At 59.3% G+C, this 26,305-nt stretch carries 29 protein-coding genes and 1 tRNA gene; 17 read left to right on the top strand and 13 right to left on the bottom strand.

Features of this window, described 5'->3' with window-relative positions:
• Window positions 1-13 precede the first annotated feature (13 nt).
• Genes FB555_RS07220 through FB555_RS07210 form a run of 3 tightly spaced genes read left to right on the top strand, consistent with a single transcriptional unit; the run spans window position 14 to window position 3,617 of the window.
• A complete protein-coding gene (locus FB555_RS07220) occupies window positions 14-937 on the top strand; it encodes an NAD(P)-dependent oxidoreductase (RefSeq protein ID WP_182484808.1) in 924 nt (307 codons plus the stop codon).
• Window positions 934-2,133: an iron-containing alcohol dehydrogenase gene (locus tag FB555_RS07215; RefSeq protein ID WP_182484807.1), complete on the top strand. Its 1,200-nt coding sequence runs from the start codon at window positions 934-936 to the stop codon at window positions 2,131-2,133. The genes FB555_RS07220 and FB555_RS07215 overlap by 4 nt, the downstream gene beginning before the upstream one ends.
• Window positions 2,130-3,617: an NAD-dependent succinate-semialdehyde dehydrogenase gene (locus FB555_RS07210; RefSeq protein WP_182484806.1), complete on the top strand. Its 1,488-nt coding sequence runs from the start codon at window positions 2,130-2,132 to the stop codon at window positions 3,615-3,617. The genes FB555_RS07215 and FB555_RS07210 overlap by 4 nt, the downstream gene beginning before the upstream one ends.
• Here FB555_RS07210 and FB555_RS07205 read toward each other — a convergent pair.
• On the bottom strand, window positions 3,614-4,651 hold the full coding sequence (locus FB555_RS07205) for a zinc-binding dehydrogenase (protein ID WP_182484805.1): 1,038 nt from the start codon (window positions 4,649-4,651) through the stop codon (window positions 3,614-3,616). The genes FB555_RS07210 and FB555_RS07205 overlap by 4 nt on opposite strands.
• 200 nt (window positions 4,652-4,851) lie before the next feature.
• Here FB555_RS07205 and FB555_RS07200 point away from each other — a divergent pair, with 200 nt between their 5' ends.
• On the top strand, window positions 4,852-5,580 hold the full coding sequence (locus tag FB555_RS07200; RefSeq protein ID WP_182484804.1) for a nitroreductase family protein: 729 nt from the start codon (window positions 4,852-4,854) through the stop codon (window positions 5,578-5,580).
• A 120-nt stretch (window positions 5,581-5,700) separates the two neighbouring features.
• Window positions 5,701-5,859 (top strand): hypothetical protein, encoded by a 159-nt coding sequence (locus FB555_RS07195; protein WP_182484803.1) that lies wholly within the window; start codon window positions 5,701-5,703, stop codon window positions 5,857-5,859.
• Between the two features lie 64 nt (window positions 5,860-5,923).
• Here the strand turns inward: FB555_RS07195 and FB555_RS07190 are convergent.
• The 7 genes from FB555_RS07190 to FB555_RS07160 form a co-directional block, all read right to left on the bottom strand.
• A tRNA-Leu gene (locus tag FB555_RS07190) sits at window positions 5,924-6,006 on the bottom strand.
• A gap of 70 nt (window positions 6,007-6,076) precedes the next feature.
• On the bottom strand, window positions 6,077-7,642 hold the full coding sequence (locus tag FB555_RS07185) for a 2Fe-2S iron-sulfur cluster-binding protein (protein WP_182484802.1): 1,566 nt from the start codon (window positions 7,640-7,642) through the stop codon (window positions 6,077-6,079).
• Entirely contained in the window at window positions 7,639-8,604 is a 966-nt protein-coding gene (locus FB555_RS07180) for an FAD:protein FMN transferase (protein WP_182484801.1), read from the bottom strand. The genes FB555_RS07185 and FB555_RS07180 overlap by 4 nt, the downstream gene beginning before the upstream one ends.
• A gap of 20 nt (window positions 8,605-8,624) precedes the next feature.
• Window positions 8,625-9,059: a hypothetical protein gene (locus tag FB555_RS07175; protein WP_182484800.1), complete on the bottom strand. Its 435-nt coding sequence runs from the start codon at window positions 9,057-9,059 to the stop codon at window positions 8,625-8,627.
• Entirely contained in the window at window positions 9,052-9,456 is a 405-nt protein-coding gene (locus FB555_RS07170) for a hypothetical protein (RefSeq protein ID WP_182484799.1), read from the bottom strand. The genes FB555_RS07175 and FB555_RS07170 overlap by 8 nt, the downstream gene beginning before the upstream one ends.
• Window positions 9,457-9,563: 107 nt before the next feature.
• Window positions 9,564-9,944 carry a hypothetical protein gene (locus FB555_RS07165; RefSeq protein WP_182484798.1) on the bottom strand — a complete coding sequence of 127 codons (381 nt, stop codon included), beginning with the start codon at window positions 9,942-9,944 and terminating at the stop codon, window positions 9,564-9,566.
• A 112-nt stretch (window positions 9,945-10,056) separates the two neighbouring features.
• On the bottom strand, window positions 10,057-10,437 hold the full coding sequence (locus FB555_RS07160; protein WP_182484797.1) for a hypothetical protein: 381 nt from the start codon (window positions 10,435-10,437) through the stop codon (window positions 10,057-10,059).
• 133 nt (window positions 10,438-10,570) lie between these two features.
• Between FB555_RS07160 and FB555_RS07155 the strand changes: the two genes are divergently transcribed.
• The 9 genes from FB555_RS07155 (at window position 10,571) to pknB (ending at window position 21,535) form a co-directional block, all read left to right on the top strand.
• Window positions 10,571-11,248, top strand: a complete 678-nt coding sequence (locus FB555_RS07155; protein ID WP_182484796.1) for a response regulator transcription factor — start codon at window positions 10,571-10,573, stop codon at window positions 11,246-11,248.
• On the top strand, window positions 11,245-12,645 hold the full coding sequence (locus FB555_RS07150) for an ATP-binding protein (RefSeq protein WP_220475891.1): 1,401 nt from the start codon (window positions 11,245-11,247) through the stop codon (window positions 12,643-12,645). Before FB555_RS07155 ends, FB555_RS07150 begins: the two co-directional genes overlap by 4 nt.
• Before the next feature lie 84 nt (window positions 12,646-12,729).
• Window positions 12,730-13,434, top strand: a complete 705-nt coding sequence (locus FB555_RS07145; RefSeq protein ID WP_182484795.1) for an FHA domain-containing protein — start codon at window positions 12,730-12,732, stop codon at window positions 13,432-13,434.
• Window positions 13,427-13,984: an FHA domain-containing protein FhaB/FipA gene (locus tag FB555_RS07140; RefSeq protein WP_182484794.1), complete on the top strand. Its 558-nt coding sequence runs from the start codon at window positions 13,427-13,429 to the stop codon at window positions 13,982-13,984. Before FB555_RS07145 ends, FB555_RS07140 begins: the two co-directional genes overlap by 8 nt.
• 8 nt (window positions 13,985-13,992) lie before the next feature.
• Complete coding sequence (locus FB555_RS07135; RefSeq protein ID WP_182484793.1) at window positions 13,993-15,216, top strand: PP2C family protein-serine/threonine phosphatase; 1,224 nt, start codon at window positions 13,993-13,995, stop codon at window positions 15,214-15,216.
• Window positions 15,217-16,593: an FtsW/RodA/SpoVE family cell cycle protein gene (locus tag FB555_RS07130; RefSeq protein WP_182484792.1), complete on the top strand. Its 1,377-nt coding sequence runs from the start codon at window positions 15,217-15,219 to the stop codon at window positions 16,591-16,593. It begins immediately after the preceding gene.
• Window positions 16,590-18,047 (top strand): peptidoglycan D,D-transpeptidase FtsI family protein, encoded by a 1,458-nt coding sequence (locus FB555_RS07125; RefSeq protein WP_182484791.1) that lies wholly within the window; start codon window positions 16,590-16,592, stop codon window positions 18,045-18,047. Before FB555_RS07130 ends, FB555_RS07125 begins: the two co-directional genes overlap by 4 nt.
• On the top strand, window positions 18,044-19,729 hold the full coding sequence (locus FB555_RS07120) for a protein kinase domain-containing protein (RefSeq protein WP_182484790.1): 1,686 nt from the start codon (window positions 18,044-18,046) through the stop codon (window positions 19,727-19,729). Before FB555_RS07125 ends, FB555_RS07120 begins: the two co-directional genes overlap by 4 nt.
• A gap of 63 nt (window positions 19,730-19,792) precedes the next feature.
• Window positions 19,793-21,535, top strand: a complete 1,743-nt coding sequence (pknB, locus tag FB555_RS07115) for a Stk1 family PASTA domain-containing Ser/Thr kinase (RefSeq protein ID WP_182484789.1) — start codon at window positions 19,793-19,795, stop codon at window positions 21,533-21,535.
• 19 nt (window positions 21,536-21,554) lie between these two features.
• Here pknB and FB555_RS07110 read toward each other — a convergent pair whose 3' ends face one another.
• From FB555_RS07110 to FB555_RS07100, 3 genes are read right to left on the bottom strand one after another with little or no spacing between them, the layout of a single operon-like run.
• Window positions 21,555-22,196 carry an anthranilate synthase component II gene (locus FB555_RS07110; protein ID WP_182484788.1) on the bottom strand — a complete coding sequence of 214 codons (642 nt, stop codon included), beginning with the start codon at window positions 22,194-22,196 and terminating at the stop codon, window positions 21,555-21,557.
• The gene (locus FB555_RS07105; protein WP_182484787.1) at window positions 22,193-22,351 is read right to left on the bottom strand and encodes a hypothetical protein; all 159 of its coding nucleotides are present in this window, start codon (window positions 22,349-22,351) and stop codon (window positions 22,193-22,195) included. The genes FB555_RS07110 and FB555_RS07105 overlap by 4 nt, the downstream gene beginning before the upstream one ends.
• Window positions 22,351-23,166 carry a class E sortase gene (locus FB555_RS07100; protein ID WP_343046425.1) on the bottom strand — a complete coding sequence of 272 codons (816 nt, stop codon included), beginning with the start codon at window positions 23,164-23,166 and terminating at the stop codon, window positions 22,351-22,353. The genes FB555_RS07105 and FB555_RS07100 overlap by 1 nt, the downstream gene beginning before the upstream one ends.
• An 85-nt stretch (window positions 23,167-23,251) precedes the next feature.
• On the opposite strand from FB555_RS07100, the gene FB555_RS07095 reads away from it, so the two are divergent.
• On the top strand, window positions 23,252-23,494 hold the full coding sequence (locus tag FB555_RS07095; protein WP_182484786.1) for a cell division protein CrgA: 243 nt from the start codon (window positions 23,252-23,254) through the stop codon (window positions 23,492-23,494).
• A 96-nt stretch (window positions 23,495-23,590) separates the two neighbouring features.
• On the opposite strand, the gene FB555_RS07090 is transcribed toward FB555_RS07095, so the two are convergent.
• Window positions 23,591-24,187, bottom strand: a complete 597-nt coding sequence (locus tag FB555_RS07090) for a rhomboid family intramembrane serine protease (protein ID WP_246323651.1) — start codon at window positions 24,185-24,187, stop codon at window positions 23,591-23,593.
• Window positions 24,188-24,492: 305 nt separating this feature from the next.
• Window positions 24,493-25,032 (bottom strand): peptidylprolyl isomerase, encoded by a 540-nt coding sequence (locus FB555_RS07085; protein ID WP_182484784.1) that lies wholly within the window; start codon window positions 25,030-25,032, stop codon window positions 24,493-24,495.
• Window positions 25,033-25,166: 134 nt separating this feature from the next.
• Here FB555_RS07085 and FB555_RS07080 point away from each other — a divergent pair, with 134 nt between their 5' ends.
• Both FB555_RS07080 and FB555_RS07075 read left to right on the top strand, forming a co-directional pair.
• Window positions 25,167-25,628 carry a DNA helicase gene (locus FB555_RS07080; RefSeq protein WP_182484783.1) on the top strand — a complete coding sequence of 154 codons (462 nt, stop codon included), beginning with the start codon at window positions 25,167-25,169 and terminating at the stop codon, window positions 25,626-25,628.
• An 18-nt stretch (window positions 25,629-25,646) separates the two neighbouring features.
• Window positions 25,647-26,303 carry an LON peptidase substrate-binding domain-containing protein gene (locus FB555_RS07075; protein ID WP_220475894.1) on the top strand — a complete coding sequence of 219 codons (657 nt, stop codon included), beginning with the start codon at window positions 25,647-25,649 and terminating at the stop codon, window positions 26,301-26,303.
• Window positions 26,304-26,305 lie beyond the last annotated feature (2 nt).

The following is a 26,305-nucleotide window of genomic DNA, read 5'->3' as shown; positions in this document are numbered from 1 at the left end:
AGAGAAAGAAAACATGTTCACCACGACAAACTCCACCATTGGCTTTATTGGCCTGGGGAACATGGGCTCTGGCATGACCAAGAACCTGCAGTTGGCAGGTTTTAACATGGTGCTCAACGACGTTCGACGTGAAGCCGCTGAGTCATTCATTGAGAACGGCGCCACCTGGGCGGACACCCCTGCCGAAGTCGCACGGCTCTCTGATGTCGTCATCACGATGCTTCCAACACCCAAACATGTCGACCTCGTCGGACTGGGCGCCAACGGAATCCTTTCGGGTATGCGAGACGGTGGGTACTGGGTCGATATGTCGACATCTGTTCCTGAGGTTCTCGAAATTGCTCGGGCAAACTCATGGGAGCGCGGGCTGCACATCTTTGATGCCCCCGTCAGTGGCATGTCGGTAGGTGCCTCAACGGGCATGCTCCAAATCTTTGCAGGCTGCAACGACGACGAGTTTGCCATGATGCGCGACGTCTTTCACGCCATGGGTGATGCCCAGAAGGTGCTGCAAGTTGGCGCTCCCGGCACCGGTTATGCCGTAAAACTCGCCATCAACCAACTCTGGTTCTCACACTTGGTCGCTACCACGGAGGTTCTTGCCGTCGGCGTGAAAGCAGGTGTCAATCTTGAGGTCCTGCGCCAGTCATTGATTGCCAGCCCCGCAAACTCCAACTTTGTCGAGAACGATGTGTTGAGTGTTCTGCAAAACGGCGACTACGACGAGGGCTTTGCCATTGCCTTGGCCTGCAAAGACTTAGGGCTACACACCGAGCTTGCTCGATCGCTCAATGTTCCCGTCGAAATGAGTAGCTTGGTGGAACAAATTTTCCGTCGCGCGAAAGCCCAGTATGGAGATTTGGCGGGGGAAATGACCCCCGTGCGTCTCTATGAAGACTTGATTCGTCAGGCACTTCGCATCGAGGTATCGGTTTGAGCGCCCATGAGTCTCGGGGTGACCGTGAGACCCGTGATCTCACCTCCTACGAACTAGTGCTTGATCCAAAACCAACGGCACACTTCGGTCTCGGCTCGGTGGCGAAGGTTGGGCAGCTCGCCGTTGCGGCCGGCGCGACTTCTGCTCTTATTGTGACCGACCCTTTTCTCGCGAGTTCGCCACTGCTCGAGAAGGTTCGCTCTAGTCTTCTCGGTTCCGGCCTCACCGTGACCGTCTTTGGTGGCGTGACGCCCAATCCCACGACGGCCTGTGTTGACGAAGGTTCCGATGTCGCTGCACAAGCCGGTTGTGACATTTTGATAGCGTTCGGCGGAGGCTCGGCCATGGACACCGCGAAGGGTGTTTCCCTCGGCGCGGTGAACCCGGCTCGCGGAACTGCCTTGGATTACTCCACTGCCTTTGAAAATGATGGCATTCCTATTATTGCTATCCCCACGACGGCGGGAACGGGCTCCGAGGTGAACGCGTTCGGTGTTATTACCGACGAGAAGACGCATCGACGGTTCTATGTGGGGCATGCCAGCGCCCTCGCTAAGGCCGCCATTCTCGATCCCGAGTTGACCGTGGGGCTTCCTCCCAAGGCGACTGCGGCAACGGGCATGGACGCCCTTGTCCATGCCACAGAGTCCTATCTATCTGCACGATCGAATCCGTATTCCGATGGAATTGCCTTGCAAGTAGTTGACATGGTGAATACGTACATTCTCACGGCGGTCACAAACGGCGAAAATCTCGAAGCACGATCTCAGATGTTGCTCGCATCCCACATTGCGGGAGTTGGTTTCTCTCATACAGGGCTTGGCCTCGTGCATGGAATCGGTCATGCCCTCGGCGGCCAGTTTAACATTCCGCATGGAGTTGCCTTGTGCCTTGTTTTTGAGCAGGTCATGCGTTTCAACCTTCGGTGGCGTCCTCACCGCGTCGCGCGTCTTGCGTTTGCCTTGGGAGTGGGTGAAACATCGTCTTCGGACGCAATTAATGGGGATCGGGCAATTGCCCGCATCGCCGAACTCGTCCAAACTGTCGGGCTCTCTGGCAAACTGAGTGACTTTGGCATTGGCCGTGAGCACCTGTCGTCTTTGGCGCAGGATGCAATCGATGATTCCGTGACAGCAAATAATCCTGAGCAGCCAACCCACGCTCAGGTCCTTTCAATTCTGGAGATTGTTCTATGAGTACCACTTCGGCCGACGAAGCCCGCGTTCTTGCCAGCGTTCCCAAGGGAATCCTCATTGATGGCGAATGGCGCGACTCCAGCGACGGACGCACGTTTGATGTTATTGACCCTGCCACGTCACTCGTGCTGGCCAGCGTTGCGGATGCCGCAGCCCAAGACGGCATGCTGGCGCTGGATGCGGCCGCAGCAGCGCAAGACGGCTGGGCAAAAACGGCCCCGCGATATCGTGCAGAAATTCTCCGCGCTGCCTTCGAACGCGTGACGCAACTCGCAGACGATTTTGCCATTTTGATGTCCCTCGAGATGGGAAAACCCGTTGCCGAGGCTCGGGGTGAAGTTGCTTACGGTGCCGAATTCCTGCGTTGGTTCAGCGAGGAAGCGAGCCGCGTCTCCGGGCGTTACGGTATTGCTCCCGATGGAAAAATGCGCATCCTGGTTCACAAGCGACCCGTGGGTCCCAGTCTTTTCATCACCCCCTGGAACTTCCCCCTCGCCATGGCTACGCGTAAGATTTCGCCCGCTGTTGCCGCTGGATGCACCATGGTCCTCAAGCCTGCAGCGCTCACTCCGCTCACGTCCCTGCTTTTTGCGCAGGTCATGCTGGAGGTCGGAATTCCTGCAGGAGTGCTTAATGTCGTGCAAACGACCCGAGCCGGTGACGTTACCGGCCCTGTCATCGCGGACGAACGCCTGCGCAAGCTTTCCTTTACGGGGTCGACGGGGGTGGGGCGACGCCTCATCGCAGACTCAGCTCACAATGTCCTGCGGGTATCAATGGAACTAGGCGGCAACGCTCCGTTCCTCGTCTTTGAAGACGCCGACGTTGACAAAGCCGTCGACGGAGCGATGATTGCCAAGCTCAGAAACATGGGCGAAGCTTGCACAGCGGCGAACCGTCTGATCGTTCATGAAAGTATTGTTGACGAGTTCGCGACAAAACTGACCGCAAAAATGTCGCAACTGACCGTCGCTCGCGGCACGACTGACGGCGCCCAGATTGGCCCCATGATCGACGCCAAGAGCCGAAATAACATTCATGCCATGGTCAAAAATGCCACCTCGCTAGGCGCGCGCGTTCTGACCGGAGGAGAAATGCCCGAGGGGGAAGGGTACTTCTACCCGCCCACTGTTCTTATTGATGTTCCCCGCGAAGCCTCGGTACTTCACGATGAAATCTTTGGCCCCGTCGCGCCCATCGTCTCGTTTAAGGATGAAGCCGAAGCCGTCGCGATCGCCAACGACACCGAATATGGTCTCGTTGCCTATGCGTACACCAGCGACCTCAACCGAGCATTGCGATTGAGTGAGCGCCTTGAGGTCGGAATGTTCGGCCTAAACACGGGAATCGTCTCCAACCCGGCCGCCCCGTTTGGTGGAGTCAAGGCTTCCGGGCTCGGCCGCGAAGGAGGCTCTGAGGGAATCGAAGAGTATCTAGAGACGGTCTACATTGGCATTGCAGACCCCTTTGCAGAATCCGCTTAGGGTGCAACAATCACCTTCAGCGCGGTGCGCTCGGCCATCGCCGCATAGCCTTCGGCCACATTCTCGAGACTGACCGTCTTATCGAAGACCAGGCCGGGGTTCACCTTGCCCGAGAGTACGTCAGGCAAGAGCTGCTCTATGTAAGCGCGAACCGGAGCGGGGCCACCGGTCAACGTGATGTTGCGGCTAAAGAGTGAACGGCTGCCGATAGGGGCTTCCTCATATTGCGGCACTCCCACTCGACTGATTACACCACCGGCACGAACGACACCAACTGCCATGTCATAGGCCTCGCGGTAACCGACGGCCTCCAGCACGGTGTGGGTGCCATCATCCTTGGTGAGTTCGAGCACGCGAGCGATTCCTTCGGCACCGCGTTCGGCGACGACATCCGTGGCACCAAAGAGAACACCGAGATCGGTACGAACTGTGTGACGCCCCATCAAGATAATGCGTTGGGCACCTAGGCGCTTGGCGGAGAGAACCGCCATGAGGCCGACGGCGCCATCGCCAATCACAGTGACGGTCGTGGCCGAGTTGACACGAGCCTTGAAGGCGGCGTGAAAACCCGTGCCGTAGACATCGGTGAGGGCTAATAGTGACGGATAGAGGGCAGGATCTACCGTTCCCGGAACCGGGACGAGGGTGCCATCGGCAAAAGGCGAGCGCACGGCTTCGGCCTGCCCGCCGCCCACATCACCGTTGCCCCAGTAACCGCCGTGACGGCACGAGGTCTGCAGACCCTCGACGCAAAATTCGCAGGTGCCGTCCGAGTAGGCGAAGGGAACAATGACGAAGTCCCCGACGTTGATTTTGTGCACGTCGGAACCGATTTCTTCTACGATTCCAATGGACTCGTGTCCCATTGCTTTGCCCGGCGCGTCTGCCGGCCGATTGCCGTACCCGTGCAGATCGCTGCCGCACACGCAGGCACGTACGATGCGCACGATGGCATCCGTGGCGTGCATTAGCACAGGGTAAGAAACGTCTTCGACCCGAACGTCGCCGGCTCCATAAATCATTGTTGCGCGCATTATTTTTCGCTCTCCCGTGGGTTAGTCATTCTTGTGCGACGTGGGCTCACGTCTATCCATCGTTGGCATGTCAACGCTACTCACTCATTTCTGTGAATTTGTTTTGAGGTTGAGGCGCCTCTGTCGCGGTGGCCGACCTCGTTGCCGCCATGGTCGTGTGATCGGCCGGTAAACGCCACGGTCCCCTTAGGCTTTAATTCGTGATTACTCCCGAGCAATTCTCCGCGTTCGCCGCTTCCCGGCGCTCTACCCGTGACTTCTTGCCCACCCCTATTGATCCACAGATCATTGATGACATTCTGACGGATGCCATGACCGCCCCCAGCTGGTCGAACCTGCGGTCGTTCATGGTCGGGGTGGCAACTGGCGAGCGCCGTGATCGGTTGAGTGCAGAAATGTTGCGACGCTGGGCCGCAGTGGCTCGCGCCCGGTCTGGTGGAGTTCGTGGCGTCTTGGGACTGCTCGGCCGGCCGTGGGCTATCCCCGTGAGTGATTACAACATGGTTCGCCCGTATCCCACAGAGCTCGCACCTCGGGGGCGCAAAATCGGTGCCGAGTTGTACAAGGTGCTCGGCGTTGCGCGCCAGGACACTGCCGGACGTGATGCCCAGACCGCCCATAATTACGAGTTCTTCGGTGCTCCCGTCGAGATATTCCTCTTCGCCCACAAGGGGCTGGGCGTGTACTCGGTCTCCGATGCCAGCCTCTTCGCCGAAAACCTGATGTTGAGCGCACACGCGCGCGGCCTCGGAGCCTGCGCGCAAGGCTCGGTCGCACTGTGGTCCAAGGTTGTCAGGCGCGAGTTTCGCTTGCCGCGTCGCTACAAACTCGTCTACGGAATCGCTCTGGGCTACCCCTCCGAGCATGCCGTCAACAGCTTTCAGGCCGAGCGCCTGCCGCTTTCGGACATCATCGTCGAGGGTGTCTAGCGCTTCCTCCGAATGGGGCTTAAACAAAAAATTCCGCACAGAAGTCTTGCATGAGTTTCTGAAACAGCTATAGTTTTAGCTTAAGAATAGCCGCTAGCGAAACTCAAGGAAAGAGACCCCGTGTCCCCTATTGCCGTTGTCGTCGCCATCATCGCCATCATCCTCCTCGTCACGGGAGGTTTAGTTCAATCCCTGAACTTTCTCCTCTGGGTAGGCCTCGTACTCCTCGTCATCGCCATCGTGGCTTTCCTCTTCCGCTCGCTTTCTGGGCGAAAGTAGGGGGCTGAGCCCCACTCAAGAGGCAAGAAAAATCCCCGACCAAAAGACCGGGGATTTCGATACGTGCGCGAGGGGGGACTTGAACCCCCACGCCCTTGCGGGCACCGGCACCTGAAGCCGGCGCGTCTGCCATTTCGCCACTCGCGCGTAACTGAGCAAATCTATCATGCCAAAGGAGGCCGACGCCATTTGAGACGGTGACTTGCTGACGGGTGGACTAAACGTCGAGCACGAGCTCCTTGCCCACCGCCCGCGAGACGCACGGGTACATCACGCGCAGGGAATCCTTTTCGGCATCCGGCATCACAGAATCAAGGTGCACCGGTTCACCCTCAACGACGCGAACCTCACACGTGCCACACACACCCTTGCGACACGACCCCAGAACGGGAATGCCGTTGAGTTCCATGGCCTCGAGAATGCTCTGGTCCGCACCGACCACGAACTCCTTCTTACTCTTTCGGCAGGTGACATCGATCACCTGGGCAGAAACATTAGAAGTTCGCTCCACAGCGACAAAGCGCTCGGAGTGCATCTGGGCCGCAGGGACTAAGGCAGCCGTGGAACTCATCAGCGACTCCGGCCCACAGCAATAAACCTGAGCCTGCGTGTCAACCACGAGGGAAGCGATGTCGAGGGCGGCATCCTGTTCATCGGCAGCATGCACCGTGATGCGGTCCGGGTAACGCTGAAGAAGTTCCTCGAGAAAAGCCATCGTTGTGCGTGAGCGCCCGGCATACAGCAGGCGCCAGTGTCGGCGTTCGGGCAAGGACTCGATCATGGCCTTGATCGGCGTGATGCCAATACCGCCCGCGATGAAAAGATAGTCGGATGCGGGCTCCAGCTCGAAGTGGTTCAGGGGGCCCGAGACTTGCAACGTCATGCCAGGGGCGAGATTGGCGTGAATAAACTCACTGCCGCCCTCGGAGTGACGAGTCTTCAGCACCGCAATGTCGAAGTGGTCGCGCTCTGCGGGGTCGCCGCACAACGAATACTGACGCTGAAATCCGTTGGGGAGCGAAAGCGTGATGTGGGCGCCGGGATACCAGACAGGCAAGGCGCCACCTCCGCTGCCGTCGCTGCCGAGGGGCACGAGCCGGATGGCTAGGACGCCATCGGCGGCTTGGGAGGTTGAGGCGACAACCATGGTTCGCGTCGCCGGCATAAGAGGCCCGCCCGCGGCGACCGGGGCAACGCTTGGAATAATGCCGCTCTTGTGCGTCCACGCGGCCGCGGTGGGAGCCCGACCCGTGCGGCCTCGCGTCACCACGCGAATGACCACGGCAATCGTCGCCGATCCAATGAGTGCGATCGCCAGGATTTTGTACCAGAGCGAGCCGGCATCCTTGCTACTTGCCCAGCCCGCGTGCAGAGATACCAGTATCAGCGTCGCATAACTGGCATAGTGCACAACCTTCCAAAACTTTCGCGGCAAGCGAGCAATCAGAAGAGATGAACCTTGAACCGCGAGCAATATATAGAAGGCCAGAATGCCCAAAGCAACCGGTACGGGCCGGTAATCCTTGGCAAATGGAACGAGTACCTCCGTGAGCGAGTACCGCAGGAACCCATCGAGCATGAGCGTGACCATATGGAGGGCTACCATGATCAAGGTCATTCCGCCGAGGTAAGAATGCAGATCCCGCAGCCAGCCGGGATTGTCGATGCGGCGCATGATGCGCGTGGACAGCAAAATGCCCCACACCACGGACAACGTCATCAGTGCCCACGCTATAAGAGCGCTCGCTCGGCTGATGTACCACCAGATTTGTGGATCGTTCATTGGTAGCGCATCCAGTTCTCGGAAACCCGTTCGGCTCCCGTGTCATCTATAACCATGCCCGCCGCGCCGACACTCGGCAACCATTTCAGGTAGTGAGTCGTGTCTTGCAAGAAGCCGGGTTTGGTCAACGCCTCGGCGCGCGCGCCCGTAGCCGCAATTACCGTCACCGTTTGCACGGTCGTCTGCGCACTGAGATGCGTCGCGGGGTCAATCAAGTGATGAGTCTCATCACCCTCTTGCCCAAACCGCCGCTTGCGTTGGCTGGAGGTAACAATGGCCCCTTGAGATAACCGGATGATCGCCGCGTGCGTCTGCGTATCAAAAGGGTTCTCAATGCCAAGTCGCCAGGCCACGCCATCCGGAGCGTTACCGGCAACCACAATATCCCCGCCGAATTCCGCCATCGCTCCCCAGGCGCCCTCGGCGAGCGCGAATTCGCACACAATGTCGGCGGCGAGGCCCTTACCGATGCCGCCGGCATCGAGCACGGTGCCCAGAGGCAGCGTGACACTGGTATCCGACAAACGAATGCCCGCAATGTTTCCGGGACTCACCGCTGAGGCCGGAAGTCTCGTGATACGAGTGGGGTCGAGAACCGAGGCTCCATAACCGGCCGTGAGTTCGTCCACCAACAGGGTGGGATCGAACGCGCCTAGGGAGATTTCGTGGCCAACCCTCATCGCAGAAATCAGGCGGAAGGTGAGTGGATCAACCACAACAGGCTTTCCTTCGGCGAGATTCAACCGCGAAATATCACTGTCGGGTGAGAACCTGGTCCATAACTTTTCGCACTGAGACGCGAGCTCCCAGGCCCGCGTCAACAATTGTTCGGAGGCACCGACCAACGTGATGGTGCCGTGGCCGCCCATGATGGCCTGACGCGCGGAAACGGCCCCCGGCTGTGTTCCTGTCAGGGAAAACACAGCGCGAAGGGCGTCTCGCGAAATATCGTTGGGGGTCACGGTGAAGGGTGCGTTGAGCCTTAAGGCTTGACGCCAGACCCACCCGTCGTGGCGCTCACCGGGGCAGGGGCGGCCTGTGCAACAGCCGGGGCGGGGGCAGGGGCGGCCTGGGCCGGCGCCGCCACAGGAGCCGACGCGCTTAAAGCAGTGCCGGCAACAGGAGGAGCACCGACGGCGCCCCCCGCAGGGGCAGCAACCGGAGCTGCGGCAGCAGGGGCTGGCACAGCCTCGGCAACGGGGACCGTCGTCGCATTAGGATTAATTGGCTTTCCTGTTGCGGGATCGATAGCTTGCGCAGTCGAGGGAGCCGCCGGTGTCGTAGAACCGCCGGCAACGTTCGCCGTTTGGGCGTTTGCCGCAAATTGAAAACCCGAAACAATGCCCACAAGGGCCAAGAAAGTGGTCGCACCAGTGAGGGTCCGTGCCCGAGCGGCCGGGTGAATGCGCTTAGTCATCGCCTTCACCGTCGTCGCTATCGTGGCTCTCGGAGGAGCCTTCGTTGTCGTGACTGTCCTCAGATCCAGCAGTGGCGGATGTCCCCCCCGAGCCTCCGGACGTTGCCGAGACCGGAGCGCGCGCGGCCGGCTGCTCAACAGCGACAGCCAGCGGCGTAGACGGTGCTAATGCAGGAACCCCGACAGGTGCAGCGGGAGACGGTGCCGCGGGAGATGCCGTTGGGGTGGGGCTTGCCACTGGGACGACAGACAGCGCCGGTTCAGCGGTAGCCAGAGCCGAGGTTAGCGCCGCCGCGGAATCGACCTTGGCCAAGGTGTCTGTATTGACGGCCAAGGCAGCTGTTGCCGTTCCAAGAACACCAACAACGGTCAGCACCGTGAGGAATTGTGATTTCATATTTCAAATGTACAAAACGGGGAGTAAAGAAGTTCCCCTTGAATATCCAAGACTTGGCCAATTATTCAGCTGCCCCGGCAAGACACCTCACTCCGTGAGCGACAAAATTAGTCGTCGTGCTCGCTCTTGCTCTCGGACGGCTCGGGGGAATTGCTGGGAGCAGGATCGGATTTGGACGTGCTGTTCGAATCCTGTGAGGAATGGGGATCTCCGCCTCCCGTTGCCACCGGTGCGGACGTGGGGGCCGAGGTAACGTTGCCGGGCGCAACCGGCGAGGCGGACGAATTTGGGCTCATCGTCGACCTTGGGGCGCCGGAATTTGGCGTGAGGGGAACAGTATCCGAGACAACCGGCACAAGAACTTCAATGGCCTTGCCAATCGTTCCCGCATCAATCCCTGACAGTGTGTCGGTATTCATGGCCATGGCTGCCGTGGATGTTCCCAAGACCCCAACAATGATGAGAGCAGTGACCACCGAAGACTTCATCTGCTAAGACTACGAAACGTGGAACAGAAAAACCCCCCTGAAAATCCAAGGTTTGTCCAAGGTTTTCAGAGGGCTTCCTCTTCCGAGCTTTCCGTGAGAGCTGTGTGGGTCCTTAGCGGTCGGTACCAGAATCTTCCTGGTTGCCGTCAACATGATGAGTCTCCACTTCACCTGAGGCGTCGACAGCATCAGACGTCTCAAATTCATCCGAAATCTCCACGTGACCTGGGCCGTCATCGTTTGCCGACTCGGACAGCTCTTTCGCTTCGGGCGTCATAGTGGGGTCCGGGGTAGGGGTTACCGAAGGATCGGGAGTGACCATCGGGTCTGGGGTAGCCACAGGGGTAACCAAAGGGTCGGGGGTCGGAGCGTCCGTAGACACGACGGTCACGGGAGCGGGGCTAACAACGGTATCTGCGTTTACAGCCATGGCGGTCGCTGCGGTTCCTAGAACACCAGCGACGACGAGGGCTGTGATGAGTTGTGTTTTCATGTCTCCAACGCTACGAAAACGTCGGTAAAGAAGCGCCCCCTAGACGTCCAAGAGTTATCCAAGACTTAGTAAAGATTGCGACGTGCAGGCGCCGCGCGTAGGTTTTGAGGGCTGCCACCGGCAGAATTGAGAAATGCGCGTGCTCGTGGTTGAAGATGATGATTCCGTTGCCGACGGCATTGTGGATGGGCTGGAAAACGCCAGCTTTGAGGCGCACCGGGTCGCCACCGGCACAGCTGCCCTCGATATGGTCCAATCATGGGGGCCAGACCTCATCCTGCTGGACCTCGGTTTACCCGACATGGAGGGTACCGACGTCTGTCGGGCCATCCGACTGACATCCCAAACTCCCATCATTGTCGTCAGCGCACGTGGTGAAGAAATTGATCGCGTGATCGCGTTGGAAATGGGGGCCGACGATTATGTTGTCAAACCTTTTGGCATGCGGGAACTCGTGGCACGCATTCGTGCCGTTGCCCGCCGAACCGGTGCCAACGTTGCCGAGCCTGCTCCGGCAACTCAACGCACCTTTGGGCCCCTCACTCTGGATGTCCGTGCGCAACGCGTCTCTCTCGATGGCACGGATGTTCACCTCACCCCCAAAGAATTCGAACTACTCGTCTACCTTTCCGAAGACCCGGGAGCGGTCTTTCGCCGCGGCGACATCCTGCACGATGTGTGGGATACCAACTGGTACGGCACGACTAAGACCCTGGATGCGCACATAGCCGCCATTCGAAAAAAACTTGGAAACTCCCACTGGATTGAATCGGTGCGCGGTGTCGGTTTTCGCTTCGGAGAGCCCGCGTGAAGTGGCGGTTTATGGGCGCCCTGATGGCGGTCACATTCCTTGTTCTCCTCACCCAAGACATCCCCCTTGCTTTCTATTTGCACCAGGCCGAGCACGACCACATCGTGACGGGTCTCGAGCGCGACGCCTTCGTTCTTGCCGGACACAGTGAAGAGGCGCTCGAAAGCGCCACGGCTACGGCCGATGCAACTCTGAACGACCTTGCCCGCCGCTACCGTGACGCCGGAGGCGCCCGCGTCGTAATCGTCGATTCCGCCGGCATCGCCGTGATCGCCAGCGATGATGACCAGTCTGTCGTGGGAGACTCCTACCTGAGCCGGCCCGAAATTACGGATGCCCTGTCCGGCAAGATCAGTAGTGGGCATCGCTACTCGGTGACCTTGAGTCAAGAACTTCTCTATGTGACCGTTCCCGTTTTGAGCGGCGAAAAAGTCTTAGGCGCGGTCCGTCTCACGTATCCGGACCAAGCGGTGACGGATGTGGTCAACAGTCAACTCTGGCGGCTCGGCATCGTAGCTCTCAGCTCCGTCGTCCTCGCCGGGATTGTGGGTCTGTTGGTGTCGGGCGGCGTTGCGCGACGCCTGACCCGTTTACGCCGAACGACCGAGCTCCTGGCCGACGGCAACCTGAGCGCCCGCGCCGATGAAAAACGGGGTGCGGCCGAACTCACTTCCCTCTCCCGTTCCTTTAACACCATGGCCGAACGTCTCGAAGAGCTCGTCACTCAACAACGGATGTTTGCTGCCGACGCCTCCCATCAATTGCGCACCCCGCTAACGGCCCTCCGATTGCGGTTGGACCGCGCGAGCGAGCTTCTCGAAACCGATCCGATTGCCGCCGGCGAGCGCCTCGCCGCCGCGCAAGTCGAAGTCGACCGCCTCGGTAATCTCATCGAGGGCTTGCTCCTGCTGAGCCGAACCGAGGCCGCATCCGCTCCCCTGAAGGACTTCAACCTTGCCGAGATTGCCCGTAACCGTGTGAAACAATGGCATGCCTTAGCGACCGAGTCTTCGGTGCGCCTCCGGTATGAAGGTCCCGTGGATGCTTTTGTGAGCGCATCACCCTCGGCAATCGAACAAATCATTGATAATTTCGTCGATAACGCGCTGACTGTGAGTCCCACGAACTCAACGATAACGGTGCGTGTGGTTACCGCCGGCGCCCACACCACCGTGCATGTTCTGGATGAAGGCCCCGGCCTCAGTCGCGAAGACTGCGCTCGCGCGTTCGATCGATTCTGGCGCGCCTCCTCCGATATTGGCGGAAGTGGCCTGGGGCTGGCTATCGTGGCGCAACTCGCACGCGCCAGTAGGGGCGTAGCAGGGCTCGCTCCGCGTTCGGGCTCAGGCCAGACACAGGGCTTGGATGCGACCGTTCGTTTCGAAACGGCTCGCTAGAGTGCGCCGATAACGGCATCCAGCGTGGCCCCAGCCGGGCAAGTATTATGGAGCGGGCCGTGTTTCACCCCCAAAGGAGACGTATTGGGCATTCTGGACAATCTTGAGAGAGGTCTCGAGCGCGCCGTAAATGGTGCGTTTGCGAAGACTTTTCGCTCTGGTCTCCAGCCCGTTGAAATTACGGCGGCGCTGAAACGCGAGCTCGACACGAAGGCAGCTGTGGTATCGCGCGACCGCATTTTGGTTCCCAACATCTTCAACGTGCGAATCGCCAGTGCCGACTTCGACCGCATGGCAGCAATGGGCCCCACCTTGATTGATGAGCTCACGCGCATCGTCACCAAACATGCTCAGTCCCAGAAGTTCCAGTTTGCGGGTGGGATACGCATCACCCTGCAGGCCGACAATTCTCTTTCGCTGGGCGTTGTGGAGGTTGACTCCCAAAACGTGGGAGGTGCCGTCACGTGGGTGGCTGTTCTCGAAATTTCCGGCAAGCGTTACCCTCTGACAAAGTCCCGCACCATCATTGGCCGCGGCACGGAAGCCGATATCACCGTCGATGACTCTGGCATCTCGCGTCGACACGTCGAGGTCCTCTGGGATGGCACTCGCGCTCAAGCCAACGACCTTGGCTCCACCAATGGATCAACCGTGAACGGCCAACGCCTTGTCTCGGCTGCCCTAGAAACAGACTCCGTCATCGAGATGGGCCATACGCGCATCACGTTCCGAATGATTCCGGAAGCAGCCTCCCCGGAGTCGGGCGGATTCTGGGGCCCGCGTGAGTGAGCTCACCCTCCTGATCCTGCGCCTCGGTTTTCTCATCGCGCTGTGGGTCTTCGTCTTCTTCGTCGTGTACGCCGTGCGCAGCGATCTCTTTGGCCAGCGCGTTCGGCGCCTTCCGGCTCAGAATTCCGGTGGGCCAGGGGCCACCGCAGCGAGCGCCCCGAGCGCCGCCAGCGCCTTCCTGACGTCAGCAATACCGCGCCTCCCCGCGGCGGAAACAGAGATCATCGCGTCCTTGGCGGCCCCGGGGTCGGCGACGGATGCTCCCCTACGTCTCGTCATTACCTCGGGCGACAAGACTGGGCAATCTCTTCCACTGACCGGTGACACCATCACGATCGGGCGATCCGCCGACTCCAGCCTCGTCATCAAGGACGACTACACCTCCACCCATCACGCCCGGCTGGAAATCCGCGGCGGAACGTGGATCCTGCGCGACCTCGACTCCACAAATGGCACGCTCCTTGGTGGCGTTCGGGTGACCGGGCCGACGCCCGTACCTTGGAATACGCCCATCACGATTGGATCAACGAGCTTTGAGGTTCGCCGGTAGGCGGGATCATGAGCACTGACAATTCGGCTGTCTCCGATGTAGGCAAGGTCCGCGCCTCCAACCAGGACTCGGGCTACGCCGGAACTCAGCTCCTTGTCGTGGCCGACGGAATGGGGGGTCACGCTGGAGGTGACGTCGCTTCTCACATGGCAATTCGTCAGCTGCTTGAACTCGATCGCCCCTACGACACCCCCGAAGAGGCACGCGGTGCGCTTCTCAAAACTCTGCTCGCCACCAACGACCTGTTGGGGGATATCGTCTACGATCATCCCGAACTCGCGGGACTCGGCACCACCGTCAGCGCCATAATTCGCGTCGGTGACAAGGTAGCGATTGCGCACATTGGGGACTCCCGCATTTACCTGCTGCGCGACGGTGAGCTTTCGCAAGTCACAATCGACCACACCTTCGTGCAGCGCTTGATTGATAGTGGCCGCATTACGGATGCGGAAGCGAAGGTTCACCCTCGCCGCTCCGTCTTGATGCGGGTCCTCGGTGACGTGGATGCGAATCCCGAAATCGACACCATGATCGTAGGCACGCAGCCCGGCGACCGGTGGATGCTGTGCTCCGACGGGCTCACCGGCGTACTTTCTCGCGACGAAATTCACACAATGATGATTGTCGAGGCTCCGGCGCACGACATTGCCACCGCCCTCCTGCAGGCGAGCCTTGACGGTGGTGCTCCCGACAACGTCACAGTTGTTGTCGCCGATGTCACGAACGGAGAACCGGAGCAGGTCTGCACGTTGGTGGGCTCCGCCGCCGAAGCCCTCTCGATAGCGGAGCCCTCTCCGCGGGCCGATGCGTTTCGCGCCGCGCGACAGGCCTCGCGGAGTCTGCCTGTTTCGACGAGCGACGTGCCTCTGCAAAAGCGGTTACCGCACGCGGAGAGTGAGGTGGCACGGTCCCGCCGCATCCGTCGCCGCGTGCTTCTCGTGGGCACCATCGTCGCGGTTATCGCGGCCCTGATCATTACCGGCATTCTGGGCTACCGGTACACCCAAAGTCGCTACTTTGTGGGGGTCGATGCGGGCACCGTAGCTATTTACCAGGGGGTCCCCCAAGATGCCGGGCCCTTCAAGCTTTCGCATCTTTACCTCGACACGGGAATTACCCTTGACTCTCTCACTGCTTTTCAGCGTGATCAGGTGACCGCCACGATTTCGACCGACTCTTTCGCGCAAGCGCAAGCCATCGTTACCCGCCTTGCCCCCGCGGCGGTGAAATAGATGAGCACTCAGCTGACGGCGAGCATTCCTCGACTCAAACGCATTCGCCCTTCTCAGCGCATGCGCAACGTAGAACTCGCGCTACTTCTGGCGGCGAGCGCCATCAACCTCGCGGCGCTCATGCTCGTTCAACTGGGCGCACTGGGCTCAATTGATCTCGGGCCGCTCTCCTTGTGCGGCTTGCTTGCGGTTCTGGTGTTGGCAATCCACATCGCCATGCGCTTTGTCGCTCCTCAGGCAGATGCCCTCATCTTGCCGATAGCGACCCTGCTCAACGGTCTCGGCATTGCCGAAATTTATCGCATCGATATAGCACTCGGTAACACCGGATGGGATTCCCTCGCCTTTAAGCAAATCGCCTGGAGTGCTCTGGCCTTGGGTGGCGCGTTCGCGGTCATCATGCTCATTCGTCAGCACCGAGTTTTACAGCGGTATACCTACGTCGCGGGCCTCATCGGCGTTGTTCTGTTGCTGTTGCCGATGGTCCCGGGGCTTGGTATCGAACTCAACGGCGCCCGCGTCTGGATCCAGATTGGAACCCTCACGTTCCAGCCCGGTGAAATTGCGAAGGTTGCCCTCGCGATTTTCTTTGCTGGCTACCTCGTTCAGGCGCGTGACACCCTCTCGATGGTGGGACGCACATTCTTAGGGATGCGGTTTCCCCGCGGGCGTGACCTCGGCCCCATCCTCGTCATTTGGGCGTTATCGATGGGGGTCATCGTTTTCGAACGCGACCTCGGAACCGGTCTCCTTTTCTTCGGCCTCTTTTTGGTCATGCTGTATGTCGCGACCGGTCGCCTCAGTTGGGTAATGCTGGGGCTCGGGCTTGTCGCCATTGGTGCCGTGCTGGCCAATCAGTTCTTGCCCTATGTGCACGACCGTTTCTTGAACTGGACGAATGCCTTTAGCCCCGCCATCTATGACGAAAACGGCGGCAGCTACCAACTGGTGCAGGGGTTGTTCGGCCTGGCCCACGGTGGGCTGATCGGCACGGGCCTCGGCCAGGGGATGCCGTACATCACCCCGGTCTCTCAGAGCGATTACATCATCGCGAGCCTCGGTGAAGAGCTCGGGCTCATCGGCGTTTTCGCCATTCTCTGCCTTTACCTTCTGCTCGTGGGACGTGGCCTGCGCATCGGCTTCGCTGGCCATGATGACTTCAGCAAACTCCTCGCAGTAGGCCTCGCTTTCGTCATTGCCCTTCAGGTGTTCATCGTCGTGGGCGGTGTCACTCGGGTCATCCCCCTGACGGGCCTGACTACGCCATTCCTGGCCGCCGGTGGTAGCTCCCTTGTGGCCAACTGGATGATTGCAGCATTACTCCTTCGACTCTCGGACAGCATCCGTAATGAACCCCGGTTGGTGGTGGGGCAATGAATCGCGAACTCAAGCGGGTGAGCTTTTTAGTCATCGCCTTCTTCATCACACTTTTTGTTTCGGCGAGCGTCATTCAGGTGGGGCAAGACGCCAACCTCTCGGCCGACGACAGAAACACGCGCACCCTTTACGACAGCTACCGTTCCCAGCGCGGCGCAATTCTGGTGGCAGGGCAACCCATCGCCTTCTCCGTTCCGGTAGACGACAACTATCGTTTTCAGCGTACCTACCCCGCGCCTCTCATCTATTCCAATGTCACGGGTTACTTCACCCTAAGTCAGGGTCTCACCGGCATCGAGGGCGCGATGAACCGGGAATTGAGTGGAACCTCTGGCTCGCAATTCTTGAACCGGATCAACAGCATTCTCACGGGCAAAGACCCCCAGGGTGCCAGCGTCAACCTCACGCTTGACCCCCTTCTGCAGCAGGCCGCGTGGGATGCCTTGGGCGACTACGCGGGATCAGTCGTCGTCACCGAGCCGTCGACTGGCCGCATCTTGGCGATGGTCTCAAAGCCAAGCTTCGACCCCAACGTGCTCGCCTCACACAACACGGATTCTGTCATCTCCGCCTATAACGCCCTGCTTGCCGACCCGTCTGATCCTCTGATTGATCGCTCGATCGCAGGAAACCTCAACCCTCCCGGTTCCGTCTTCAAGCTCGTCGTTGCGGCCGCGGCTCTCGAATCCGGCCAGTACACAGCTGATTCTCAGTTAGACAATCCTTCCAGCTTGCAACTTCCGGGTTCGGATTCTGTGGTGAGTAATTGGAACCGTGGGCGCTGCCCCGGTGCGGGCGCCACTGTCACGATCAAACAGGCTCTGCGCGAGAGCTGCAACATTCCTTTTGCCGAACTGGGATTGGCTCTCGGCCGTCAGGCGCTTCTCGCCCAGGCAAAGAAGTTTGGCTTCAACTCCTCGTTCGAGATCCCCATGATCACGGCGGCAAGTACCTTCCCTACGGTGATGGATGACCCGCAGACCATGCTCGCCTCATTCGGACAATTTGACGTGCGCGCCACTCCCCTCCAAATCGCCATGGTCTCTGCCGCCATTGCCAACGGGGGCAAAGTTATGTCCCCCACGCTCATCCAGAGCGTCCTCGATCCCACCTTGACGTCGCTTTTTGACTTCACGGCGACGCAATACAGTCAAGCCATCTCTGCTGAGACAGCAGCCTCATTAACTGAAATGATGGTTGATGGAGTCAACAATGGCTTGGCCGGTAATGCGAGAATTAGCGGTGTCCAAGTTGCGGGCAAGACGGGAACAGCAGAAAATGGTGTGGGCGAACCTTACACCTTCTGGTTTACCGGCTTTGCCCCAGCGGAAGATCCGCGATATGCCATCACCGTTCTCGTCGAGAATGGTGGAGGACTCGGACAAGAAGGCCTGAGCGGCCCGATTGCTGGATCCATCGCGAAACAAGTGTTAGAGGCGGAGCTAGGTAAATGAGGCCCACAGCAGGGATCACTTTTGGTGGTCGTTACGAATTACAGTCACGCATTGCCATCGGTGGCATGGGTGAAGTGTGGCAGGCAACTGACCTCGTCATCGGTCGCTCCGTCGCGATCAAAATTTTAAAGGACGAGTACCTCGGTGACCCCGGTTTCCTCGAGCGTTTTCGCGCCGAAGCCCGTCACGCCGCGCTGGTAAACCACGAGGGTATCGCCAACGTTTACGACTACGGCGAGGAAGATGGCAGTGCCTACCTCGTCATGGAACTTGTTCCAGGCGAACCCCTTTCGGCCGTCATTGAGCGTGAGCACACGCTCTCGATTGACAAAGTTCTCGACATCGTGGCGCAAACCTCTGCCGCCTTGCAGGCCGCCCACGCTGCAGGGCTGGTACACCGCGACATCAAGCCCGGCAACATGCTGATAACCCCTGAGGGTCGCGTCAAAATCACTGACTTCGGAATTGCTCGCATTGCCGACCAGGTGCCCCTCACGGCAACCGGCCAGGTCATGGGTACGGTTCAATACCTTTCGCCTGAGCAGGCCAGCGGCCACCCCGCCTCGCCTTCCACTGACATTTACTCGCTCGGTATCGTGGCTTACGAATGCCTCGCTGGTCGTCGCCCCTTCACGGGTGAGTCTCAGGTGGCCATCGCAATGGCACAAATTAACGACACCGCCCCTCCGCTTTCGGACACCATTGCCGAGCCGGTGCGCAACCTCGTCTTCTCGTGCATCGCCAAGAAGCCCACCGACCGTCCCGCGTCGGCCGCAAACCTTGCCCGGGCGGCTCAGGCCCTTCGCCGCGGCGACTTGCAGGGTGCCGCTTTGGCCGTGCCGGCCGTCTTGGGTGGTGTTCCCGTCTCGGATGCGACCATGGTCATGCCCCGAACGCTCGAAACCGGAGCCACCACTGTCTTAAACATTCCGGCCGCGACGGCCGCTGTTGAACTTGAAGCCAAGAAGCGCAACCCCTGGACCTGGCCTCTCATTGCCCTCATCGGCGTGCTGGTCCTCGTTCTCGCCGGTGCCGTGTTCGCCCTCGTCTCGGGAGGTTCGCCCACCCCGGGGCCGGCCACCACCTCCTCAAATTCCACTCCGGCCAACACTCCGGCCACCACGCCGGCCCGGACACCAAGTTCATCGCCGACCCCCACGACGGCAGCCATTGTCGAGGGTGACTACATCGGAAAGCCCTTCGACACTGTGTCGGCCGAGCTTTCCGCTTTGGGGATGAACGTCAATCGTGTCGACGGAACAGCAGCCCTCGATCCCACCAAAGTCGGCTTCGTCTATGGTGTGACTCCCTCGGGGCCCACCATTACCAAGGGCACTACCATTGCCGTCAAGGTCTACGGCCCCGTTCCCGTCGTCGCTGCCCCCGGAGCGGCGCCCCTCCTCGATGGAAAGACGACCACCGCAGCGAAGCCCGGTGACACGGTCGTCGTAACCTGGCCTGCGTATGCCGGATGCCCCTCGGGATCCACCGTGTCGGGTTACTCAATCTTCCTCGACGGCGCCTCGGTTGGCACGGTCGCCGGAAGCGCCACCACGTTCAACCTCACGGCGCCGGGACCCGTCAACATGGATCATCCCGTCACCTACCAGGTTGGCTGTGGCCCCTTGGAGTCCGGTATTTCCCCCGCCGCAACCCTCACTGTGAACACGCTGGGCATCTAAGCCTCACTTGCCGAGATCAGAAGCCATGGTGAAGCGAGCAACGATGTTCTCGGGGGAGAAAAAATGACAAACGAAAACCGCACGGTCGCGAACCGTTATGAGCTGGGCAAACTCCTTGGTAGCGGGGGTATGGGAGAGGTCTTTGTCGCCACGGACCTCACCCTCGGTCGACGTGTTGCCGTCAAACTTTTAAGACCCGAGTTCGTCAAGGACACCAAACTCTGCACGCGCTTCAAGCAAGAAGCCCGCTCTGCCTCCAAAATGTCGCACCCGAACATCGTTCGCGTCTTCGACGCCGGCGACGACCTAGAAACCTTAGAAGATGGTCACACGCAAAAGCGCCCATTCATCGTCATGGAATATGTTGAGGGCGTCGAGCTCTCCACGATTATTGCGCGCGGGCCCCTCAAGGTGTCGGAGGCAACCCGGGTTGCCGTCGAGCTTCTGGCGGCCATCGGTTACGCCCACGAGATGGGGGTCGTTCACCGCGATGTGAAACCCAGCAACATCATGCTCACCCGGAGCGGCCAGACAAAAGTTCTGGACTTTGGAATAGCACGCGCCATCACGGATGCCTTCAGCGACCTCACGCAAACCACGACGATTCTCGGAACGGCGGCCTACTTCTCCCCTGAACAAGCCCGCGGGGAAAGCGTTGATGCGCGCACCGATATATATGCTCTCGGTGTTGTTTTGTTCGAAATGCTCACCGGTGCGGCACCGTTTTCAGGGGAGACAGCGGTCATTGTGGCCCACCGCCACATCCACGAGTTGCCCGAAGCACCGAGCACCCTCAACGCCCGGGTCTCTCCCGCTATGGATCACGTCGTTCTTAAGGCTCTCGCTAAGGATAAGAACAATCGCTACCCCTCGGCAGCCGCCTTTGCCCGGGAGCTTGCCCTCGCCGTGGCTGGCCACATTCCCACACCCGAAGTCGTGCTGGATGACGTCGACCAGCTTCTCGGGCCGGCCGCCGCAGCCGGTCGCCCCGTAGCAGCCAAGCCGGTCCTCCCCAGCGATTTCAACACTCTTTTTGGGTCCGGCCTTGACACGGCTCCCAAATTCGAAATATCAAAGCGGCGCCGCCCCCAACGCAGCCGCGTTATCGTCGGGCTTCTGACTACGGTTCTCGCCATCATTGCCATCGTTGGCATGAGTGTGTGGGTTGTCAACATTGCTCCCACGGACTTCTTCCCCAGTGCAAGTCGAACCGTTCCTGATATTCGAGACATGAACTTTTTCGAAGCCAGCGCCGCCCTCGACAAAGTTAATTTGGTCGCCACTGAGGCGAGTGAAACAAGCTCAACGGTTGCGAAAGGCGTTGTCGTGCGGAGCGAACCTGGTCGCGGGGCCATCGTCGACTCCGGCATCACGGTTGTTGTGTACGTTTCAGAAGGATTGGCCAAGGTGGTAGTCCCCGCCACCGTCGGCATGGCTGCCGCTGATGCAACAAAGACAATTGTTGCGGCCAAACTTAAGCAAGGTTCCCTCACCCCGCAAAACTCGCCGACCGTTGCCGAGAACCTCGTCATCGGCACAACGCCCGCGCAAGGCACCCAGGTGGAGGAAGGCAGTTTGGTCACGCTTTTGGTCTCTAACGGCCATATTGAATTGCCCAGCTTGGGCGGTTTGGCTTTGAAGGCCGCCACGGACATCCTTCGCGGCCCCACCCTCCTGCTCTCGCCAACGGTGACCGCTGACCCCAGTTGCCCCAAGCGTGCCGAGCTCGTCGTCAATCGGCAATCTGTGCCGGCCGGTCAGGTGCCGCAGGGAACAGCAATCACCTTGACCTATTGCAGCGGCTGAAGAACAAGTAAAAATACCGCTATTTGGTGCGCGTTATTAGCGGGTTCTTTGTTTTGGCGAGCTCCGCCGCCCCGCTCAGCCCGGTCGTTTCCAGCCAGTTTCCCAGCATCACGTAACCCCCCTCGGTGAGCACCGACTCGGGGTGGAACTGCACACCAACAATGGGCGCACTAATGTGCTGTAGCCCCATGATGACACCGCCGTCAGTTCGACTGGTCACGCTCAGGTCATGCGGCACGGTGTCGGCGACCACGGCGAGCGAATGGTACCTGGTTGCGGTAAAGGGTTGCGGAACTCCGGCGTAGAAGGCTCCGTTGTCGTGCGTGATGAGCGATGTTTTGCCATGCATGAGTTCCTCGGCGTTGGTCACCGTCGCGCCGAAGGCTTCGGCAATGGCCTGGTGGCCGAGGCATACTCCCAGCAGCGGAATGCCCTGCTTGGCTGCCGACAAAACGGTGGCAATGGAGATCCCCGCTTCAGAGGGTTTGCCCGGACCGGGCGACACCAACACACCGTCATACGCGGCAAGAGTTGCATCGAGAACATCCAGTGCAATTTGGTCGTTACGCACCACGTCAGTTTGGGCACCCAGTTCCTGCAAGTACCCGTTCAGCGTGTAGACAAAGCTGTCGTAATTATCAATGACAAGGATTTTCGTCATTGTCTCACCGTGACATCTTTAGGCGTCATGAAGGTATCTACCCATGGAAAGACAAACATCATCAAGGCTGCAACGACAACGCTCGCCGCGGCAACGGAGATCGCAACACGAAGCCACAGCGGCCCCGGAATAATTCTCCACAGTGCAACGTACATCAGTTGGCCTCCTTGTTGACAATGGCGGCAATGGCCGGGGGAGCACCGGACGAGCGCGGTCGCCAGGAGTCAAAAACTCCATAAGTGATCAAGCGTTCTGCATCGCCTAACAAAGGGTTACACGTCGTGATGGTGATGAGCATCTGGTCTCCCACCGGGGCTTCACTGCCCGGGACAGGCAACACCACATTCACGGCCGTGGGAAGCACAAACTCATAATTGCGGAACGTATACGTGTAGTACCCATGAGCGGTTTCGAGATAAATCTTGTCACCGACTTGAAGTTTCGGAGCATCCGCAAAGCTGCTGCCCCATCCGGTGCGGTGAATGGCCACGGCAAAGTTGCCTGGCTCACCCGGCCACTGAGTGTCGGGATAGCGCCCGTAATATCCATGATTCAAAACGGAAACCGGGTCAACGCCGTTGCGAACAGCGCGCTGCGAGTCTGGGCCCAACCTGGGAATGTACAAAATGGCGAATTGCCCACCCTCCTTGACCGGGGCGACAATGGGAGGAGGTCCAAAATCTGTTTGTGCCGTTGTGCCCGAGGCAACGGGGCTTGGGCTAACCGTTGCCCAGGCGAGGGCTTGGTCCTTCGTTATGCTCGCCTGTTCGTTCGCCAAAACGGCATTGTTGATATACAACTGCCAGACCAAGAACAGCAACACAATCGCGCCGATGGTAATGAGCGACTCGCCAACGATTCCCAGAACGCTCGAGGATTTGTCGGAAAAGATGTCGCGGCGGCGGCGCGGCAAGACGACGGACGGTTCCGTTGAGTCCTCCGTTGTCGGCGCTTCCGTTTCACTACTCACGTGACCAAGTTTAGAGCCCCCGCCCGCCCCTCTTGAGCCTGCGCTGAGCGCGCGCATCAGGGCATCCACTAGACTCTGTAGCATTATGGCTGGATCAAAGACACGCTCAAAGGCTCCCCGTTCGCCCGAGGGAAGCGCGAGCGATACCCCCAACCCCGTGTGGTTTAAACCCGTCATGTTTGGGTTCATGCTTTTGGGCTTGGTGTGGATCATTGTCTTCTACATCAGCCAGGGCGCTCTTCCTGTTCCCGCCTTCGGGGCTTGGAACATTCTGGTCGGCTTCGGGATTGCCTTCATCGGCTTCTTGATGACGACGCGCTGGCGCTAACCAGCAGCTTTCACCACGGGGAATTACACGACTGTAATTCTCCCCATGTTGATAACCTGTGGATAACTTTTGTGGCGCGTGCCAGAAAAGTACGCCTTAGGCAAACATTGGTGCGTGGGCAAGGCTCAGTGCTACCACGATGACAACCACGACCAAGGTCCACGCGACCCGCACGCGTCGTTGCGCAAAACGCCTCGTCTGAACATAGACCAGACCCATGACCACGCCGGCGATGAGCCCCCCGAGGTGAGCTTCCCAGGCCACGTTCAACCCCGGCAAGAAGCCGATCACAAGGTTGATTCCCACGAGGATGAGGAGTGACGTTGTATTGCCGCCCAGTCTTCGTTGAATAACGAGGAACGCTCCGAGCAGTCCAAAGATTGCACCGGATGCCCCCACCACAAAAGTGGTCGGAGGTGCGAGATACATGACCCCGACGGAACCGGCCACTCCACACACGAGGTAGAGCGAGAGAAAACGTACGCGGCCGAGCATCGACTCAAGGATCTGGCCAAAGATCCACAACGTGTACATGTTCAACAGGATGTGAAGAAAGAAGCCTGTCGAATGTGTAAACACCGAGGTGATCATGCGCCACGGTTCGTACGGTACCGGCGCGTAGCCCGAAATTTCCATGCCCGAGTAAGCCGGGGCGAACGCGAAGGCATCGGTCACGTTCAGCCACGGAATCATCTGCAGCACAAAAACAAAGCCCGTCAGCGCAATGAGGGAAAGTGTGACAACCGGGGTGCTCGTGCCACCGACTCGAAAATACGAGCCTACCGACCGTTTTGGTGCGGCGGCACGTTGCGCACCACGGCACTCAGGACAAATTACACCGACGGCCGCCTGGGTTTGACACTCAACACAAATCGGGCGTGAGCACCGCTGACACACAATGTAGGTGGGACGAGTGGTGTGGCGGTAGCAGCCATGAGGAGAGGGTTCTAGGCCGGGAGGCGATGAGGGAAGTGTCACGAAAAGAGGGGACCTCGGGGTTAGACGGCTTCTACGGTGATCGACTCAATAATGACGTCGGTCAGGGGACGGTCGCGGCCATCCGTAGCGACAACACCCAACTGGTCGACAATTTTGCGACTTTCCGGGTCAACAACGGCACCGAAAATGGTGTGCTTTCCCTGCAACCATGTCGTGGGAGCAATGGTGATGAAGAACTGAGAGCCGTTCGTGCCCTTGCCTCCCTGCGTACCCGCATTAGCCATGGCCAAGATGTAGGGATCCACGAAGGTGAGCTCGGAGTTGATTTCGTCGTCGAACTGGTAGCCGGGGCCACCCGTTCCGGTTCCCAAGGGGTCGCCGCCTTGGATCATGAACTCGGGGATGATGCGGTGAAAAATAACGCCGTTGTACAGGGGGTCGTTGCTCTTCTTGCCGGTCTTGGGGTTGGTCCACTCGATCTCTCCCGTGGCAAGACCAACGAAGTTTTTGACCGTCTTGGGGGCTTGGTGACCGTAAAGGTTCACCTTGATGGGGCCAAGGGTGGTGTTCATGGTTGCAACTGCGGTGTGAATAGGCATGTCCTAAGTCTTTCACACCCTTTCCTTTACAGAACCAACAATTACTCAGGTCACTTTCAGCCAGAACAGTGCGAAGATGGGAGCATCGTCAATGCCGCAATTGGAGGGGTCACATGGGTTCGTCACGAAAAATCATGAGTGAAGCTGAAATTTTGAGAGCTCACGCCGAAGAACTTCTACACGAGCAGCAGCGCGTACTGTCTCACGCGGCAACCGTTGTTCGGGAAGCAAGCCGCGAACTTGGGCGCGTCACCTCAGAAGAAGTCATCCCCCGCGTTGCCCGCGGCGCTCGGACGACCGCCAAGAATACGCGTGACAAGCTTGTTGACGACGTTCTTCCGTCCGTCGCGGCCGTTATTGGCTCTACCCTTTCGGTCATCGATGCAGCACGCGACCAAAGACTGGGCCAGGTTGCATCACGGGTCACTGCCCTCGCCGCCAAGGGTCGCCCCCTTGTCGTTCCTGCAGTGAAGTCTGCCGGCGTTGGCAAGTACATCGGCCTTGGCCTCCTCGCCGCGGCTGTCATCGGTATCGGTTACGTTGCCTGGCAGACCTTTCGTGCCGACGACGAGCTCTGGATCTCTGAAGACGAATAGTCTGTTGCCCCCGTGGTCATGATGCCCATGTTCCCCCTGGGAACCGTGCTTTTTCCACACATGCCTCTCACACTGAGAATTTTTGAAGAGCGCTATCTCAAGTTGCTTGGCGACATGATGGAAGCAGAAGACCCCGAGTTTGGTGTCGTGCTGATTGAGCGCGGCCAAGAGGTTGGTGGCGGAGAAAAGCGCTTTTCGCTCGGTACTACTGCTCGCGTTTCCCAAATTGGCTCGTCCGAGGACTTCCTTGGCCTTGTCGCGGCCGGCGGGCAACGTTTTCGGGTCACAGAGTGGATGGCAGAATTTCCCTACCCTCAAGCCAACGTCGAGTTTCTTCCCGACCTGGAATGGGACGACCAACACGAGCCCCTCCGGGCAGAGGTGGAAGTCCAGGTTCGGCGCCTCCTCTCGTTCGCCAGCGAATTCGGCAATCTTCCGTGGGACGCCACCATTGCGCTCTCCGATGACCCCGTTGCGTCTGCGTGGCAGATCGCTGGCATCCTTCCCGTCGGCCAACTTGACCAGATTGATCTCCTCAAGGCCGAGTCCGTCCACGAACTCTTGACGGCCACACTGAACCTCGCCGTAGAAGCCGACCAAATCCTTCGCAACAGCCTTCTCAATCAGGCCGAAGACGACGCGCACGAAATTACCAGCGATGACGAGTTTGAGTAATC

The organism is Alpinimonas psychrophila, assembly GCF_014137865.1.
In the GTDB taxonomy this organism is placed as follows: domain Bacteria; phylum Actinomycetota; class Actinomycetes; order Actinomycetales; family Microbacteriaceae; genus Alpinimonas; species Alpinimonas psychrophila.
This window is presented reverse-complemented; position numbering and strand designations above follow the sequence as displayed.

Bases quoted from the DNA above. Each gene is read 5' to 3' on its own strand.
- FB555_RS07155 (WP_182484796.1), top strand. From the start codon at position 10,571: ATGCGCGTGCTCGTGGTTGAAGATGATGATTCCGTTGCCGACGGCATT.
- FB555_RS07120 (WP_182484790.1), top strand. From the start codon at position 18,044: ATGAGGCCCACAGCAGGGATCACTTTTGGTGGTCGTTACGAATTACAG.
- FB555_RS07135 (WP_182484793.1), top strand. From the start codon at position 13,993: ATGAGCACTGACAATTCGGCTGTCTCCGATGTAGGCAAGGTCCGCGCC.
- FB555_RS07075 (WP_220475894.1), top strand. From the start codon at position 25,647: ATGATGCCCATGTTCCCCCTGGGAACCGTGCTTTTTCCACACATGCCT.
- FB555_RS07110 (WP_182484788.1), bottom strand. From the start codon at position 22,196: ATGACGAAAATCCTTGTCATTGATAATTACGACAGCTTTGTCTACACG.
- FB555_RS07160 (WP_182484797.1), bottom strand. From the start codon at position 10,437: ATGAAAACACAACTCATCACAGCCCTCGTCGTCGCTGGTGTTCTAGGA.
- FB555_RS07205 (WP_182484805.1), bottom strand. From the start codon at position 4,651: ATGCGCGCAACAATGATTTATGGAGCCGGCGACGTTCGGGTCGAAGAC.
- FB555_RS07090 (WP_246323651.1), bottom strand. From the start codon at position 24,187: ATGATTCCGTGGCTGAACGTGACCGATGCCTTCGCGTTCGCCCCGGCT.
- FB555_RS07130 (WP_182484792.1), top strand. From the start codon at position 15,217: ATGAGCACTCAGCTGACGGCGAGCATTCCTCGACTCAAACGCATTCGC.
- FB555_RS07125 (WP_182484791.1), top strand. From the start codon at position 16,590: ATGAATCGCGAACTCAAGCGGGTGAGCTTTTTAGTCATCGCCTTCTTC.
- FB555_RS07220 (WP_182484808.1), top strand. From the start codon at position 14: ATGTTCACCACGACAAACTCCACCATTGGCTTTATTGGCCTGGGGAAC.
- FB555_RS07105 (WP_182484787.1), bottom strand. From the start codon at position 22,351: ATGTACGTTGCACTGTGGAGAATTATTCCGGGGCCGCTGTGGCTTCGT.
- FB555_RS07170 (WP_182484799.1), bottom strand. From the start codon at position 9,456: ATGAAATCACAATTCCTCACGGTGCTGACCGTTGTTGGTGTTCTTGGA.
- FB555_RS07095 (WP_182484786.1), top strand. From the start codon at position 23,252: ATGGCTGGATCAAAGACACGCTCAAAGGCTCCCCGTTCGCCCGAGGGA.
- FB555_RS07185 (WP_182484802.1), bottom strand. From the start codon at position 7,642: ATGAACGATCCACAAATCTGGTGGTACATCAGCCGAGCGAGCGCTCTT.
- FB555_RS07175 (WP_182484800.1), bottom strand. From the start codon at position 9,059: ATGACTAAGCGCATTCACCCGGCCGCTCGGGCACGGACCCTCACTGGT.
- FB555_RS07165 (WP_182484798.1), bottom strand. From the start codon at position 9,944: ATGAAGTCTTCGGTGGTCACTGCTCTCATCATTGTTGGGGTCTTGGGA.
- FB555_RS07085 (WP_182484784.1), bottom strand. From the start codon at position 25,032: ATGCCTATTCACACCGCAGTTGCAACCATGAACACCACCCTTGGCCCC.
- pknB (WP_182484789.1), top strand. From the start codon at position 19,793: ATGACAAACGAAAACCGCACGGTCGCGAACCGTTATGAGCTGGGCAAA.
- FB555_RS07210 (WP_182484806.1), top strand. From the start codon at position 2,130: ATGAGTACCACTTCGGCCGACGAAGCCCGCGTTCTTGCCAGCGTTCCC.
- FB555_RS07080 (WP_182484783.1), top strand. From the start codon at position 25,167: ATGAGTGAAGCTGAAATTTTGAGAGCTCACGCCGAAGAACTTCTACAC.